This is a genomic window from Nocardia sp. NPDC005978 (assembly GCF_040614455.1).
GTDB lineage: Bacteria > Actinomycetota > Actinomycetes > Mycobacteriales > Mycobacteriaceae > Nocardia.
Map to the genome: position 1 here is coordinate 14,312 of NZ_JBEXUS010000097.1, position 16,178 is coordinate 30,489.

The 16,178-nt window shown below is 70.0% G+C and carries 11 protein-coding genes; 8 read left to right on the forward strand and 3 right to left on the reverse strand.

All coding sequences use genetic code 11. The features are described 5' to 3' along the window. Positions 1–117: 117 nt before the first annotated feature. Positions 118–2,751 (reverse strand): tetratricopeptide repeat protein, encoded by a 2,634-nt coding sequence (locus ABZ319_RS31415; protein ID WP_354990150.1) that lies wholly within the window; start codon positions 2,749–2,751, stop codon positions 118–120. 222 nt (positions 2,752–2,973) lie between these two features. Between ABZ319_RS31415 and ABZ319_RS31420 the strand changes: the two genes are divergently transcribed. The 4 genes from ABZ319_RS31420 to ABZ319_RS31435 all read left to right on the forward strand — a co-directional run bounded on the left by ABZ319_RS31420 (position 2,974) and on the right by ABZ319_RS31435 (position 7,501). Beyond that, positions 2,974–3,360: a hypothetical protein gene (locus ABZ319_RS31420; protein WP_354990151.1), complete on the forward strand. Its 387-nt coding sequence runs from the start codon at positions 2,974–2,976 to the stop codon at positions 3,358–3,360. Next, positions 3,357–3,590, forward strand: coding sequence for a hypothetical protein (locus ABZ319_RS31425; protein WP_354990152.1), 234 nt, complete (start codon positions 3,357–3,359; stop codon positions 3,588–3,590). Before ABZ319_RS31420 ends, ABZ319_RS31425 begins: the two co-directional genes overlap by 4 nt. A gap of 201 nt (positions 3,591–3,791) precedes the next feature. Further along, on the forward strand, positions 3,792–4,610 hold the full coding sequence (locus ABZ319_RS31430; protein WP_354990153.1) for an FAD binding domain-containing protein: 819 nt from the start codon (positions 3,792–3,794) through the stop codon (positions 4,608–4,610). Then, the gene (locus tag ABZ319_RS31435) at positions 4,607–7,501 is read left to right on the forward strand and encodes a molybdopterin cofactor-binding domain-containing protein (protein WP_354990154.1); all 2,895 of its coding nucleotides are present in this window, start codon (positions 4,607–4,609) and stop codon (positions 7,499–7,501) included. Before ABZ319_RS31430 ends, ABZ319_RS31435 begins: the two co-directional genes overlap by 4 nt. A gap of 163 nt (positions 7,502–7,664) precedes the next feature. Here ABZ319_RS31435 and ABZ319_RS31440 read toward each other — a convergent pair whose 3' ends face one another. Continuing rightward, a complete protein-coding gene (locus tag ABZ319_RS31440) occupies positions 7,665–8,795 on the reverse strand; it encodes a lipase family protein (protein WP_354990160.1) in 1,131 nt (376 codons plus the stop codon). Between the two features lie 473 nt (positions 8,796–9,268). Between ABZ319_RS31440 and aceA the strand changes: the two genes are divergently transcribed. The 4 genes from aceA (at position 9,269) to ABZ319_RS31460 (ending at position 14,895) form a co-directional block, all read left to right on the forward strand. After that, complete coding sequence (gene aceA / locus ABZ319_RS31445; protein ID WP_354990155.1) at positions 9,269–10,558, forward strand: isocitrate lyase; 1,290 nt, start codon at positions 9,269–9,271, stop codon at positions 10,556–10,558. Between the two features lie 290 nt (positions 10,559–10,848). After that, positions 10,849–11,733 carry a 3-hydroxybutyryl-CoA dehydrogenase gene (locus ABZ319_RS31450; RefSeq protein ID WP_354990156.1) on the forward strand — a complete coding sequence of 295 codons (885 nt, stop codon included), beginning with the start codon at positions 10,849–10,851 and terminating at the stop codon, positions 11,731–11,733. A 318-nt stretch (positions 11,734–12,051) separates the two neighbouring features. Beyond that, positions 12,052–14,367: a 5-methyltetrahydropteroyltriglutamate--homocysteine S-methyltransferase gene (gene metE / locus ABZ319_RS31455; RefSeq protein ID WP_354990157.1), complete on the forward strand. Its 2,316-nt coding sequence runs from the start codon at positions 12,052–12,054 to the stop codon at positions 14,365–14,367. 330 nt (positions 14,368–14,697) lie between these two features. Beyond that, positions 14,698–14,895, forward strand: coding sequence for an antitoxin (locus tag ABZ319_RS31460; RefSeq protein ID WP_354990158.1), 198 nt, complete (start codon positions 14,698–14,700; stop codon positions 14,893–14,895). A gap of 182 nt (positions 14,896–15,077) precedes the next feature. On the opposite strand, the gene ABZ319_RS31465 is transcribed toward ABZ319_RS31460, so the two are convergent. Continuing rightward, entirely contained in the window at positions 15,078–15,959 is an 882-nt protein-coding gene (locus ABZ319_RS31465; RefSeq protein ID WP_354990159.1) for a WD40 repeat domain-containing protein, read from the reverse strand. Positions 15,960–16,178 lie beyond the last annotated feature (219 nt).

The window sequence follows — 16,178 nt, forward strand, 5'->3', positions numbered from 1 at the left end:
CCGGCCGAAGGCTGATTCCGCTGTCGGCGAGGTGGATTCGTCGGCTCGGTGTCATGGCGGAGTGTCAAGCCTCGGATGGCTGATTCGGATGAGCCATGGTCGCGGGGCGGCCGCCCGTCATTCGACGGGCGGGCAGTTCAGGGCCGCCAAATCCACGCGGACCTGGGCGGCGAGTTTGACGCCCAGGTCCGTGTAGAGGGTCAGGGCCTTGCGCAGGAACTCGCAGGCCCGGGGGCGATGGCGGGGACCGGCCATGGCGGCGATGGTTCCCAGGGCGCGCCAGGCGTCGGCCTCCCCGTGCGGATCGCCGTTGCGGCGGGCGATGTCCAGGGACTCGGAGTAGAAGCCCTGGGCCGCGTCCAGATCGCCGAGATCGAGTTCGAGATGGCCGAGACCGCGCAGCGCGTCCACGCGCAGCAGACTGTCGCCGATCTCGCCGCCGATGGCGTGCGCCTCGTCGAATTGCGCACGCGCCACCTCGAATTCGCCGCGGGCGCGTTCGACGTTGCCCAGGCCCCACAGCGACCAGCCGCGGCTGTAGCGGTCGCCGATCTGATCGGCGATCGCCAGCGCCGCCCGGTAGTAGCCGCCCGCCACCACCGGATCGCCGCCCATGCGCTCGATATGGCCGAGTCCGCGCAGGGAATCGCCCTCGAACTTCAGGTTCTCCAGCTTCCGGGCGATGCCGAGCACGTCCACGTAGGCGTCCCGGGCGCGGTGGTACTCCCCGATGTGCCGGGTCACCTCGGCGAAACCCCAGAGTGCGGAGGCCATGCGCAGCGGGTCATCGACCGCGGTGGCGATCGTGTGGGCCTCCCGGAAGCACGTGGAGGCGATGTCGTAGTCGCAGGCCATCCGGTGCACCGTGCCCAGGCCGTACAGCACATCGCATTCGGCGATCCGGTCACCGACACCGCGCGCGATATCCAGCGCGCGCACGAACAGCCACCGCGCGTCCGACCAGTGCCCTAGACCGGAAAGATGCGAGGCGAGCAGCCGAGCCAGCTCACCGGTCTCGGCGCCCGAACCGGACGCGCGAATACAGCCGAGCAGCATCTCCCGCTCGCGGGTGAGCCAGGCCCGCGCCTGGGCGGCGTCGGCGGGCTCGGTACCGGGCGCGGTCGGCGGCGGATTCGGGAAGGTGCCGGCCAGGTCGAACGGCCGGGGCGCACCCACCAGGCCGGCCATGCGCACGCTGTAGCGAATCAACCGGCCCACCGCGACCGTGTGCTCGCTCGGCACGTCCTCGATCGCCGCCTGGGCCCGGGCGAACAGCCGCGTCACGTCGTGGATGCGATAGCGCTGCCCGCGCGGGTCACTGTCGGCGGAGTCCAGCAGGCCCACCTCGAAGATGCGGCGGATCAGCGTGTTCGCCGCCTCCGGCGTCAGATCCGCCATGGCGGCGAGGGTTTCGGCGGTGATCTCCGAGCCGGGGAACCAGCCGAGCAGGCGCACCGCGCGGCGCAGACCCGGCTCGGGCAGTCGACGATAGGACAGCTCGAAGGCGGCCTGCAGGGTCTCGCCCTCGGCGGAGAAGCGCGCCAGGATGTCGGCGGCGGGGGACTCCTCGGTCGCGGGCGCGTGCTTGAGTCGTTCTGTCAGCTGCAGGAATTCGCGATCGGCGGCGGCCAGCATGTGCGGTCCGCCGTGCGCGAGCTGCCCGGCGATGAGCCGCAGCGCCAACGGCAGCCGGCCCGCCGTCTCCAGAATGCGGTGCACCGCGCCCACGTCGTAGTCCGGCGGCAGGTGACTCAGCGTCACCAGCAGTTCCTCGGCCTCGGGGCGGGTCAGCGCGTCCAGCTGCAGCGGGACCGAACCGGCCAGCCCGGTCAGCTTGTGCCGGCTGGTGATCAGGACGAAACAGCCCGGCGCGTGCGGCAGCAGATCGCGAACCTGCTTGCTGCTCAGCACATTGTCGAACACGATGAGCATCCGGCGATCACGCGTCTCGAAGCGCCAGCGCTCGGCGCGCCGAGCCGCATCGGGCTCGATCGTCTCCGGCGGCACCCCGATGCGCAGTAGCAACTGCTCCAGCACGCCCGCCGGGGTACGCGGTTCGCGGCCCTCGGTGTGCCCGCGCAGATCCTCCCAGATCCACCCGTCCGGGAAGAGGTCGGAACGCTCCTTGATCACCGCGCGGGCGAGCGCGGTCTTACCCACCCCGGCCAGGCCGTTGATGACGTGCACCGCGGGACGATCGGCGGCCAGGTGGGCGCGGATGCGCCGATGAAGCTCGGCGCGCTGCTCCGCGCGCCCGAAGAACGGCATGATCTCCGCGGGCAGGCCCCGGCCCGCCGGGCGCGCGGTGCAGCGGCGCGCCACCGCGTCCCGGAAGGCGATCCGGTCGGCGGGCGGCATCGCGCGCAGATCGGCCGGATCCACGAGTCGATCCCAGGTGGTGCGATAGATGGCGGCCAGGTTCTTCAGCACATCGACGGTGGGGCGCGGGCGATTACGGCCCGCGCCGCGCGGACCCGGCCACGATTCGTACTCCGAGATGCGCGCGGCCTTCATCGGTGCGGTGGGTTTTCCGGTGAGCCGGTTGAACTCCCCGGCCACCTCCTGCTGGGTCAGCTCGTTCGCCAGCCGCCACGCCTTGCGCGGACGGCAACCGCGATAACGCAATTCGTCCGCGAGCGGCTCCAGCAACTCGTGCTCACGCAGGCCGAGACCGAGCAGGAATCCGCGCAGTTGTTTGCGGGCGTCGGAGCCGACATCGCCCGGGTCGCAGGAATCCTCGTCCGATGTCACCGCCGTGCCTCCCCCGAGCCGGGCGACCGCCCGAGATCCCGCGGCCGCCGCTGTGAATATTTCCTTGGTACAGCGCGGATTTCGGCTGGTCAAGGACATCGGACAGGCCAAGAAATCTCCGTCGGCGCTGGGATCGTTCGCCGCGGGTTTCCTCGCGATCATTGAGCCATCACCGGGACCGGAATCGGGGCGAGGTCCGGGCGGCAGTAAAGGATCGAGGCAATGGCAATCTTCACCACCGACTGGCTGATCACCAGCGACGCGGCGCACGAGGTCGCGTATCGGATCGACGTTCCCGAACCGGGGCGGGGGAGGTGGGTGCTGTCGTACCTGCCGAGCTCGTTCAGGGTCACCCGGGAGCAGGCGCTGGCCGGCATCGTGCTGGCGGAGTTGATCCTGGCCGGATTGTTCTGTCCGGGAAGGGAACTCGAATGGGACGCGGCGGGGCTGCACGCGCGGGTGCTGGGGATCACGGTGCCCGAGGCAATGTGCCTGCTCGCGTTGCGGGGACCCGGTCGAGAGATCTGGGACGCGCGTAAGCCGGAGGGGCGCTGTGTATCCCGGCCGGCCAGCCGGCGGCGGCGCGGGGTCGAGGAGGTCGGGCGATGATCTTCGATACCGGGCCGTTCCTGATCGTGGTGTCGATGCCGAGGGTGCATCCGGGCTGGTTCCTCGGGGTGTTCACCGCGGTGCTCGGGTTCGGGGTGCTGGTCATGCTGGTGGTGGTCACCTCCTGCGGCGGGGTCGAGACGGTGACCGGGCCGCGCACGACGGGCATCCCGGCCACGGCGACGCCGGGCAGCTGTGAGCCGTTCTGCGGGCACGGGCGTACCGGCTGAGCGGGGCGTGCACCCGTGACCGGGGGCCGAGATCCGGGCGGCGGGACGGACCCGCCGCCCGGGTTCGCGCGAACAGTAACGAATGTGAAACAGACACGAACCGTTCCGCAATCTCCGCGCAACCCGTTGCTCCTACTGTGGGAGTCGAGACCGCGCCCGGGTACACCGGACGCGGTCCCCGGCCGAGAGCGGGTGATACCGATGGATCTGGACACGATCCGCGAGATACACGTCGCGCGCGGGCGCGCCGACCTGGCGGGACTCGGCGCGGGCACGGCCGTGCTGGCCGGCGGCACGTGGCTCTACTCCGAACCGCAGCCCGGGCTGGAACGTCTCGTCGACATCACCACGCTCGGCTGGGCGCCGATCACGATCGACGACGCGGGGCTGGAAATCGCCGCGACCTGTACGCTCGCCGAACTCGCCGGGGCCGAGTATCCGGCGCGATACACCGCCGCCCCGCTGTTCGGGCAGGCCTGCGGGGCGCTGGTCGCCTCGCACAAGATACTGCGCACGGCGACCGTCGGCGGCAACGTGTGCCTGGCACTGCCCGCGGGTGCGGTGCTGGCCGCGCTCACCGCGCTCGGCGGTGCCGCACTGCTGTGGGGGCCGGACGGGGATCAATGGATTCCGCTGTCGCACTTGGTACTCGGGCCGGGGGAGACCACCGTCGCGCCTGGCGAGGTACTGCGCGCGGTGCGGATACCGGAATCGAACATGCGCTCCCGCACCGCTTTCCGGAAGGTCGCGCTGTCGCCGCTGGGCCGCTCCGGCGCGGTGGTGATGGGCAGGCTCGATGCCACGGGCGCGTGCACGCTCACCGTCAGCGCCGCCACCACCCGGCCCGTCGTTCTCGAATTCGCCCGGCTCCCGGACGCCCGCGAACTGGCGGCAATATTCGCCGAGATCCATCCCGGGCTCTGGTACGACGATCCGCACGGCGCACCGCGCTGGCGCAGGCACGTCAGCACGCTGCTGGCGGTCGAGGTCGTGGCCGAACTGAGCGGGGGCAGGGCGTGAGATTCCACGTCGACGGCACACCCGTGGAAGTCGCGGCGCGGCCCGGCCAGTGCCTGCGCACCCTGCTGCGGGAACAGGGGCACACCGCGCCCAAGAAGGGCTGCGACGCCGGCGACTGCGGCGCGTGCACCGTCCTGGTCGACGGCGGCGCGGTGCACTCCTGCGTCTATCCGGCGCACCGCGCCGAAGGCCGCGAGATCACCACCGCGGCGGGCCTTTCCGAGACCGAGCAGCCCACCGAGCTGCAACGCCGCTTCCTCGGCAACGCGGCGTTCCAATGCGGCTTCTGCACCGCGGGCATGCTGGTCACCGCCACCGAGCTGGCCGCCGCCGGCGGCCTGGACCCCGAGGGTCTCCCCGAGGCTCTCAAGGGCAACCTCTGCCGCTGCACCGGCTACCGCTCGATCGCCGACGCTCTCACCTCGCCCCCGCCGGAGTCCGCCGCCTGCGAATCGGCCACCGGCGCGGTACACGGCGGCTGTGCCGGTCGACCCGCCGCCGACCCGGATGCTCGGGCCGAGTGCACAAACGAATCATCAACCGACGCATCGAGCGCTGCCGGAGGTCAGGGCCGGGGTGGAGGCGGGGTGGGGGACGGCGTCGGCGCGCCCGCCGGGCCGCGCATCGTGCGCGGGGCGGAGCCGTTCACGATGGACATCGCCGCGGAGGATGTTGGTTCGGGACGGGTGCCGGCGGGGGAGGTGCTGCATCTCGAGGTTTTGCGGAGCCCGCACGCGCACGCGCGGATCGTGCGGATCGGCACCGCGGCGGCCGAAGCGGTGCCGGGGGTGCGGGCCGTGCTGACGTACGCCGACGTGCCCGCGGTCGCGTATTCCACGGCGCGGCACCAGATTCGGGAGGACGACCCGGATGACACCGTCATGCTCGACCGCACGGTGCGGTTCGCGGGGCAGCGGGTGGCGGCGGTGGTGGCCGACTCCCTGCGTGCCGCGCGGGCCGGATGCAGGGCACTGACGGTGGAATACGAAGTGCTGCCCGCGGTTTTCGAGGCCCCGGCGGCATTGGCGGAGGGTGCGCCGGTGCTGCACGCGGGCAAGGGACCCGAAACGCGGATCGCGGATGTGGGTCGCAATATCGTCGCCGAGGTGCACGGGAGGGCGGGTGACGTCACGGCCGCGCTGAGCGCGGCCGCCGAAGTGGTGCAGGGGGTCTGGGAGACCCAGCGGGTGCAGCACGTGCATCTGGAGACGCACGCCAGTATCGGCTGGCTCGACGCGGACGGCAGGCTGGTGCTGCGCACCAGCACCCAGGTGCCCTTCCTGGTGCGCGATGAGCTGTGCCGGATCTTCGGACTGGGGCGAGACGCGGTCCGGGTGTTCGCCGCGCGGGTCGGCGGCGGATTCGGCGCGAAGCAGGAAATGTTCACCGAGGACCTGGTGGCCCTGGCCGTGCTGCGTACCGGGCAGCCCGTGCAGTACGAACTCACCCGCACCGACGAGTTCCACACCACCTGCCGACACCCCATGCGGGTGGAGGTCACCGCCGGCGCGGACGCGGACGGGCTGCTCACCGCGCTTGCCGTCGACGTGATCGCCGACGCCGGAGCCTACGGAAACCACAGTGCCGGCGTGCTTTTCCACGGCTTGAGCGAATCGGTCGCGCTGTACGCCTGCGCGAACAAGCGGGTCGACGGGCGTGCGGTCTACACCAACAACGTGCCCTCGGGCGCGTTCCGCGGCTACGGCCTCGGCCAGGTCATGTTCGGCGTGGAATGCGCGCTGGACGAACTCGCACGCCGAATCAGCTTGGACCCCTTCGAATTCCGCCGCCGCAACGTGGTGCGGCTCGGCGATCCGCTCATCGGCGGGCACTGCGAGCCCGAACCCGACCTGGAGATCGTCAGCTACGGCCTCGACCAGTGCCTGGACCTCGCCCAGCGGGCGCTGCGCCGCGGCAACGGGGTGCCCGCGCCCGGCCCGGACTGGCTCGTCGGCGAGGGCATGGCCCCCGCCATGATCGCCACCGTGCCGCCGCGCGGGCACCACTCCACCGCACACGTCGCCCTGCTGCCCGACGGCGGCTACGAATTGCGGGTCGGCACCGCCGAATTCGGCAACGGCACCACCACCGTGCACGCCCAGCTCGCCGCCACCGTGCTCGGCGTCGCACCCGCGCGCATCCGGATCCGGCAGTCCGACACCGATGCGGCCGGGCACGACACCGGCGCGTTCGGCTCGACCGGAATCACCGTGGCGGGCCGGGCCACCCACGCCGCCTGCGAACTGCTGCGCGAGCGCATCCTCGCCCGGGCCGCCGCGCTCACCGGGCTGCCCGCCGAATCACATGTGCTGGAACCGGGCGGCGTCCAGGTGCGGGGCCTATTCCTGCCCGCCGCCGAACTGCTGGCCGGCGGCCCTTTGGAAGGCGAGGCCGTACACGGCGGCACCCCGCGCTCGGTCTCGTTCAACGTGCACGCTTTTCGCGTCGCGGTGCACCCCGGCACCGGGCAGGTGCGCATCCTGCAATCGGTGCAGGCCGCCGACGCGGGCACGGTGCTCAACCCGGTGCAGTGTCGGGGACAGGTGGAAGGCGGTGTGGCGCAGGCCATCGGCACCGCGCTGTACGAACAGGTGCGCACCGTGCAGGGCGTCGTCACCACCGAAACCCTGCGGCACTACCACATTCCGCAATTCGGGGATGTGCCGTACACCGAGGTGTACTTCGCCGAGACCAGTGATCCGCTGGGCCCGCTCGGAGCGAAGCCGATGAGCGAATCGCCCTACAACCCGGTCGCGCCCGCGCTCGCCAATGCCGTGCGCGACGCCATCGGCGAACGCCCGCACAGACTTCCGATGACCGCCGATCGGGTCTGGGAACTCGCCGGCCGGGTCCGTGCGGTCACCGAAACCCCGTCGCACCCGGTGCTCTGAGGCTGTGTGATCCGCGGTTGTGTGATCGGCCTGTCGAGCCGCAGCCGTGCGATCAGCCCGGGGAGCTGCGGCCGTGTGGATCCACGCGAAGGGCCACGGTCGTGCGGTCCGAGGGGAGAACCGAGGCGGCGTCGCACAGCGGGCGGGACGAGCCGCGGGTGGCTCAGGCGAAGAGCCCGCGCACGAACGGCACCGAATCCACCAGCGAGGCGTTGACCGTACCGTCGTGATCGGTCGGATAGGTGCGCACCGTGACCGGCTCCCCGGTCGCCTGCAACCGCGTGGTGTACGCCAGGGTCGCGGGCATGATGATGTCGGTGTCGAGCAGGCCCTGGCCGATGAAGAACGGCCGGTCGAAGCCGGTATTGGGAATGCCCATGTAGTTACTGAGCAGGGTCAGCAGATCCGGGATCTGCGCCAGCGGGCGGGCGAACAGATCGCCGATGACGACATTGTTCGCGGTCAGTTCCTCGCCGATCGGGGTCAGGCAGGACTGGCTGGAACGCTCGAGCCAGTAGCGGCCCGAATCGTTCAGGTAGGAGTCGATATCCAATTCCGGGTAGGTGGTGCGCAGCCCGTTGAGGATGTAGAGCACGTAGGCCGTGGTGTGCGCGCCCAGCTTGATCGGCGGCACGCCCGGGCCGATGGGTAGCAGGACGTCCTCGATGAAAGCGGGCACGCCGGTGCCCACCGCGCCCCGGTAATCCAGTTCCGGGCCGCCGAATTCGGTCGCGTACCGCGCGGTGGTGATGGCCGCCCCGCCGCCCTGGGACTGGCCGACCACCACCCATTTGCGCGACAGCGAGGAGTAGTGGCGGGTCGCGGCCTTCACCGCGTCGACCACGTTGTGCGCCTCCACCCTGCCGTTCAGGTACGGGTGATCGCCCGGCGTGCCGAGCCCGGCGTAGTCGGCGGCCACGATCGCGTAGCCCTGCTTCAGCCAGGTGCCCAGGTAGGCCCAGTCGCGTTCGCGCGCACCCGGCCCCGCGATCGAGAACGCGCAGTCGTCGCCCAGGCCGAGCGTGCCGTGCGCCCAGGCGATGACCGGCCAGCCGCCCTCGGGAGCGTCGCCCGGCGGGAAATAGACGGCGCCGCTGGCTGTTGTAGGCGCGTCACCCGCGGTGGTGCTGCTGTAGAGGAAGCGTTCCGAATTCACCGAACCGGGCGGGGTCGCGGCGGCCCGAAGCGGCTCGATCGAGCTGATCACCCCGGTCTCGGCGCCGGGCTCGGCGGCCGCGTGCGGGCCCCCTACCAGGGCCGCGATCGAAGTGACGGCCACGGCCGCAGTGGACATCCAGCGTTTCCGCACGGGCTCTCCTAGTGTTCCGACGTGCCGCACCTTGCTGAGCGCGCGACCAGTTTAGGTCCTTTTCGGCACCCCGGGTGGTCCGCCCCACACCCATCAAGATCACAATCGGTTGTGAAGGTGCTCACAGCTCGCCGGAACCCGGCGCGTCGCGTGCCGGTGGCCGTCGTCACCCAAACAGTACGGGCGTTATGCAAAACTGCACGTCAGGCCTACTCGCAAGTAGATTCCACGGCTGCAATTAACAAGCAAATTTCGCAGGCTTAGCAAAGTCGTGATGAAAGCTAGCCTGGATTCACACTTGCAACAGGTAGACGCACATTTTTTCCTGTGCCATCGTGTGGAAGTACACCTCGCGGGCATAGCAAGCCTGCAAATTGCCGCTCCAGCAGTGTCCGAATCATCGCGAGAGGGTTCGACCGGCGGGGCAACCGAGACCGAACGAAGAAGTGGAGTCAGAGATGTCGACTGTCGGCACCCCGAAGACCGCTGCGGAGATCCAGAACGACTGGGACACCAATCCCCGTTGGAAGGGCATCACCCGTAGCTACACCGCCGAGCAGGTTGTGAAGCTGCAGGGCACCGTTGTCGAGGAGCACACCCTCGCCCGCCGTGGTGCCGAGATCCTCTGGGATCTGGTCAACAACGAGGACTACATCAACTCCCTGGGCGCCCTCACCGGCAACCAGGCGGTGCAGCAGGTCCGCGCCGGCCTCAAGGCCATCTACCTGTCCGGCTGGCAGGTCGCCGGTGACGCGAACCTGTCCGGCCACACCTACCCGGACCAGTCGCTGTACCCGGCCAACTCGGTGCCGTCCGTCGTGCGTCGCATCAACAACGCGCTGCTGCGTGCCGACGAGATCGCCAAGGTCGAGGGTGACACCTCGGTCTCCAACTGGCTGGCCCCGATCGTCGCCGACGCCGAGGCCGGCTTCGGTGGCGCGCTGAACGCCTACGAGCTGCAGAAGGCCATGATCGCGGCCGGCGCCGCGGGCGTGCACTGGGAGGACCAGCTGGCCTCCGAGAAGAAGTGCGGCCACCTCGGTGGCAAGGTGCTGATCCCCACCCAGCAGCACATCCGCACCCTGACCTCGGCTCGCCTCGCGGCCGACGTCGCCGGTGTCCCCTCGGTCATCATCGCCCGTACCGATGCCGAAGCCGCCACCCTCATCACCTCCGATGTGGACGAGCGCGACCGCGAGTTCCTCGATGGCACCCGTACCGCCGAGGGCTTCTTCGGCGTGAAGAACGGCATCGAGCCCTGCATCGCGCGTGCCAAGGCCTACGCCCCGTACTCCGACCTCATCTGGATGGAGACCGGCGTGCCGGACCTCGAGGTCGCGCGCAAGTTCGCCGAGGCCGTCCGCAGCGAGTTCCCGGACCAGCTGCTGGCCTACAACTGCTCGCCTTCGTTCAACTGGAAGGCGCACCTGGACGACGCGACCATCGCGAAGTTCCAGCGTGAGCTCGGCGCGATGGGCTTCAAGTTCCAGTTCATCACCCTGGCCGGCTTCCACTCGCTGAACTACGGCATGTTCGACCTGGCGCACGGCTACGCCCGCGAGGGCATGACCGCGTTCGTCGACCTGCAGGAGCGCGAGTTCAAGGCCGCCGCCGAGCGTGGCTTCACCGCCGTCAAGCACCAGCGTGAGGTCGGCGCCGGCTACTTCGACACCATCGCCACCACCGTTGACCCCAACACCAGCACCGCTGCGCTGAAGGGCTCCACCGAAGAAGGCCAGTTCCACTGAGTTTGGAACTAGCGCTTACGAACTTGGTTGTCGCGTTGAGTGACAACTGATTTCGAAAGACAATCCTCGGGGCGGCGGAGACGCCGCCCCGAGGCTCAGACCCTTCCCGTCGACAGCCCCGGCGGGGAGGGTTTTGTCCTAAACGAAAGACCTTAAGAAGGCGCAGGGTCAGGATCATTCCGACGCCTTCACCCAGCCTGATGGAGAGCCCGGCGAATGTACGGGTGTCCGACCGGCAACGGCACATAGCCCGCCCGCAAGAGTTGCGGGGAGGCGGAACGGAGCGCGACGTGAGCGAGAAGATTCAGCGAGTCGGCATCATCGGTGCCGGTCAGATGGGCGCGGGTATCGCGGAGGTGTGTGCCCGGGCGCACGTCGACGTCCTCGTCTACGAGCAGACCCGTGAACTCGCCGCCGCCGGCCGCGCCCGCATCCTGCGGTCGCTCGATCGGGCCGTGTCCAGCGGCAAGATCACCGAGCGGGAGCGTGAGCAGACCGCCTGGCGGCTGCGCTTCACCTCCGACCTCGCCGACTTCGCCGACCGCCAGCTGGTCGTGGAAGCCGTGCTCGAGAACGAGGACGTGAAGACCGCCATCTTCGCCGAGCTCGACAAGGTCGTCACCGACCCCAACGCCGTGCTCGCCTCCAACACCTCCTCCATCCCGATCATGAAGATCGCCGTGGCCACCAACAACCCCGAGCGGGTCGTGGGCATGCACTTCTTCAACCCGGTGCCGGTGCTGCCGCTGGTCGAGCTGATCACCACGCTCAAGACCGCCGAGGCCGTCACCGCGCGCGCCGAGCAGTTCGCCTCCGACGTGCTCGGCAAGCAGGTCGTGCGCTCGGCCGACCGCTCCGGCTTCGTGGTCAACGCGCTGCTGGTGCCGTACCTGCTGTCCGCGATCCGCATGGTCGAATCCGGTTTCGCCACCAAGGAAGACGTCGACAAGGCCATGGTGCTGGGCTGCGCCCACCCGATGGGCCCGCTCGCCCTGACCGACCTGGTCGGGCTCGACACCGTGAAGTCCATCGCCGACTCGATGTACGCCGAGTTCAAGGAGCCGCTGTACTCCGCCCCGCCGCTGCTCATGCGCATGGTCGAGGCGGGTCTGCTCGGCAAGAAGGCCGGTACCGGCTTCTACCAGTACAACGCGCCCGCCGCGGCCAAGAAGTAGCCGCCCGGCCGAGCGCCGGCCCGCGTCGTGCACGCGGACCGGCGATCGGGAGCGACACCCCCTCTTCGCCGTGTCCGGGCGGTTGCCCGGAACTTGCGGGAGCGGTTCTCGCGTTCTATCAGAACGACAGCTCCTGAATGGCACGCGGGTACGGGTCTTCCGAACCCATCAGGGGCATAGGCTGCAAATACGGGCCGGTAACACCGGCCGGCCCATCCGGGTCGACGCGAGTCGATCCGACATCAGGGCGCAACTGTGCGGCGTCCACCCCTCCTGGTGGGCGCCGCGCAGGTGACTTAAAGGAGGAGTGGCGCGCTCATGGCCAACGTCACCGACGGCTTCGGATCGAGCATCCTGGGCTATCCCCGTATCGGACCGCATCGCGAACTCAAGCGTGCCCTCGAATCCTATTGGCACGGAACGTCGGAACGCGATGAGCTGCTCGCCGTAGGACGTGAGATCCAGGAGAGCCAGTACCTCGAACTGGCCGCGACCGGACTCACCCAGGTGCCCGGCAACACCTTCTCCTTCTACGACCACATCCTCGACAACGCCCTGCTGTTCGGCGCGGTGCCCAAACGCTTCGAGCCCTACCGCGAGGGGCTGCACCCGCTCGACTTCTACTTCCTGATGGCGCGCGGCAACCCCGACGTGCCGCCGCTGGAACTGGTGCGGCTGTTCAACACGCCGTATCACTACCGCCAGCCCGAACTCGACACCGATACCGAATTCTCGCTGCACCCCGAGGCGCTGCTCGACGAATTCGATCGCGCCAAGGCCGCCGGCATCGAGCTGCGGCCGGTGGTGCTCGGCCCGCTGTCGCTGCTGCTGCTGTCCAAGACCGGGCACGTGCCCGGCGAGACCGAGTTCGACAAGCTGGTGCTGCTGGACAAGCTGCTGCCGGTGTACGAGGAGCTCTTCGAGCTGCTCGCCAAGCGCGGCGCGACCTGCGTGCAGCTGGACGAGCCGTGCTTCACCAGCGACCGGTCGCCGTCCACCATCGAGGTGTTCGAGAAGGCGTACAACCGGCTGTCCAAGGCGCCGCTGCGGCCGCGACTATTGGTCACCGGGCAGTACGGCGATTTCGGCGAGGCCCTGGAAGCGCTGGCGCGCACCAAGGTCGAGGCCGTCGGGCTCGACCTGGCCAACTACCGCATCCGACCCGAGGACCTGGCCAAGATCCCGGGCATCGGGCGCAAGCGGCTGTACGCGGGCGTCATCAGCGGCACCAACGTGTGGCGCGCGGACCGGCGCGTGACCCTGGAATACCTGAACGAGCTCGCCAAGGTGTGCCCGGACATGGTGGTCTCCACCGGCGCCACCCTGCTGCACGTGCCCTACGACCTGCTCGTGGAATACGAGCTCGAGGAGCATGTCGCCGATCGCCTCGCCTTCGCGAAACAGAAGGTGCTGGAAGTGGTTTCGCTGGCGAAGGCGCTTACCGAAGGGCCTTCGGAGAAATGGCGCAAGCGGCCGACCTCGGTGCACTTCAAGCAGAAGCACGCGGTGCGGCAGCGGGTCTACAACGTCACCCCGCAGATGCGCGAGCGCGAGCCGTACGAGGTGCGGCGCGCTGCCCAGCAGGCCAAGCTGAACCTGCCCCTGGTGCCGGCCACCACGCTGGGCTCGTTCCCGCAGACCAACGCGGGCCGGCAGGCGCGCTACGAACTCGGTCAGGGGCGGCTGTCCTACGACGAGTACCGCAAGCGGATCGAGGCCGAGATCGAGGGCACCATCCGGTTGCAGGAGGACATCGGGCTCGACGTGTTCGTGCACGGTGAGCACGAGCGCAACGACATGATCCAGTACTTCGCGGAGCTGCTCGACGGCTTCGCCACCACCCACTTCGGCTGGGTGCAGGTGTACGGATCGCGGTGCGTGCGACCGCCGATCGTGTACGGGGACGTGTCGCGGCCCGCGCCCATGTCGGTGGAGTGGTCGACCTACGCGCAGTCGCTGACCGACAAGCCGGTCAAGGGCATGGTCACCGGGCCGGTCACCATGCTGGCGCGTTCGTTCGTGCGCCAGGACCAGCCGCTGTTCGACACCGCGGACCAGGTGGCGCTGGCCATCCGGGACGAGGTCGTGGATCTCGAGCGCGCGGGCATCTCCATCATCCAGGTGGACGAGCCCTCCATCCGCGAACTGCTGCCGCTGCGGGCCCGCGGGCGCGCGGAATACCTGCGCTGGGCGGTGGCCGCGTTCCGGCTTGCCACCTCCGGGGTCAAGGCGGAGACCCAGATCCACACGCACATCGGCTATTCCAGCCGCGAGGACGTGGTGCAGGCCATCGACGAGCTCGATGCCGATGTGACCGCGATCGTGGCCACCCGCTCCATCGAATGGGTGCTGAACTCCCTCAAGGAGGACTGCGCCGAGGGCCACGGCCTCACGCACGGCGTCGGCCCCGGCGTCTACGAGAGCCGCTCGGCCCGGATCCCCGACATCGACGAGCTGGACGAGGCCCTCACCGCGGCGGCGGAAGCCGTTACCCCGCAACGCCTCTGGGCCAACCCGGACGGCGGCCTGAAGACCCGCCACCACTGGCAGCTCGACCCGTCCCTGCGCAACATGGTCGCGGCCGCCCGCCGCGTCCGCCGCCGTGCGGAAGCGGCCGCGGCGGCCGGGGAGTAGTACGGCACGGATCGGTGCGAACGGCACCGGGGTCTCGGAAGACCCCGGCGCCGTCGCCGTTTCGGTGTGCTGACGGTCCGGGCGTGCGCCGCGCGATCCTCGCCGATACCGAAGGGCCGCAGGCAGATTCGCCGAAGAACCCGTGTGCGGCGCGACGACCCTGGACTCACTGCCCGTGTCGACGCGGGCGGTGACCACCCGCCGCCGACGCGGTCACCCCTTCGCCCTTCGCTCGGCCGCCCAGCCGGCGGCGGGTGGCGGTCGCCACTTGTCGGTTCGTGGCCGGTTTTGCCGGATAACCTGGGGCGGAATCGGTTTCGAGGCGGGAGTGTGACTGTGGCGTTGTTCGACAATCTGAAGGGGGCCGCGACCAAGGCGGCCAAGCTCGCCGGACAGCACGCGGACAAGCTGGAGCCGCTCGTCGACAAGGTGGGCGACGTGGTCGACAAGCAGACCAAGGGGAAGTACGCCGGGCAGGTCAACGCAGCACAGGCCGCCGCGAAGAAGGCGCTGCGCGAGAAGCGGTGAGTCGCCGCGATACAGCCGTCCGGCCTCGCCCCGGTGCGGGCGAGCCGCTCATGGCCGGCCTGCCCGCGGTGGGGTGAAGTAGGTGTTGTTCGGGCCCTGAGGCAGTAGACCTTGATCGGAGCTTCTCGCTCGTGGCACTCGGTGGTGAGTGACCGCCCGCGACGGCGACGCATGCGCGATCGTCAGCGGTGGTCGGCGACCTTCCAGAGGAAGACCTTGCCGTCGGCGCTGCCGGTGGCCAGGACCGTGCCGTCCGGGGTGAATGCCAGGGTGTGGACCGAGGCGGTGTGGCCGGTCAGGGGATTGCCCAGGGGCTGACGGGTTTTCGTGTCCCAGAGGCGGACGGTGCCGTCTCGGCTGCCGCTGGCCAGCAGGGCGCCGTCGGCGGTGAAGGCTATGGCCAGAACCGGTTCGGCGTGGCCGGCCAGGGGATCGCCGGAGAGCTCGTGGGAGACGATGTCCCACAGGCGGATCACCGCGTCGTCGCCCGCCGTGGCGAGCAGGGCGCCGTCGGGGGTGCAGGCCAGGGTGCGGATCGAGCCGTTGTGGCCGGTGAGGGGCTCGCGGGAGAGGGTGCCGGTGCCCACGAGCCACAGGCGGGCCGTGCCGTCGGCGCTGCCGGTCGCGAGCAGCCGACCGGCGGGGTGAAAGGCCAGGGCGCGAACGGATCCGGTGTGACCGGTCAGGGGCGCGCCCGCCGGTTGCCGGGTGTTGACCGTCCACACCTGGGCGGTCCCGTCATCGCTGCCGGTCGCCATGAGGGCGCCGCCGGGATGGAACGCCACCCCGCGCAGCGCGCTCGTATGTCCGGTCAGCGCATTGCCGATGGGTTGGCGGGTGCCTGCGTTCCACAGCCGCGCCGAACCGTCCTCGCTGCCGGTGAGCAGCTGTGAACCGTCGGGGCTGAAGGCCACGCCGCGAATCGAATTGCTGTGCCCCAGCAGCGGATTGCCGTCCACCTGCCGGGTCGCGACGTTCCACAGCAGCGTGGAGTTGTTCTTGCACCCGGTGGCCAGCACCGACCCGTCCGGCGTGAACGCCAGCGCCAGCACCTGCGACGGCACCGCGAGGGTCTCCGCCCCGCCCGCCGCGACCGGATTCGACCCGTCCGACGCGGAATCCCCTCCCCGCGAGCCGAATACGGCGTATCCCGCGGCCGTCCCGCCCGCCCCCAGCGCGAGCGCTGCCCCGCCCAGCAGTACCCGCCGCCGGGTCAGTACCCCGCGCGGTGCCGTGCGGCCGGGGGGGGTGGCGCCCGGCCCCTTTGCGCCCCCCGGCTACTA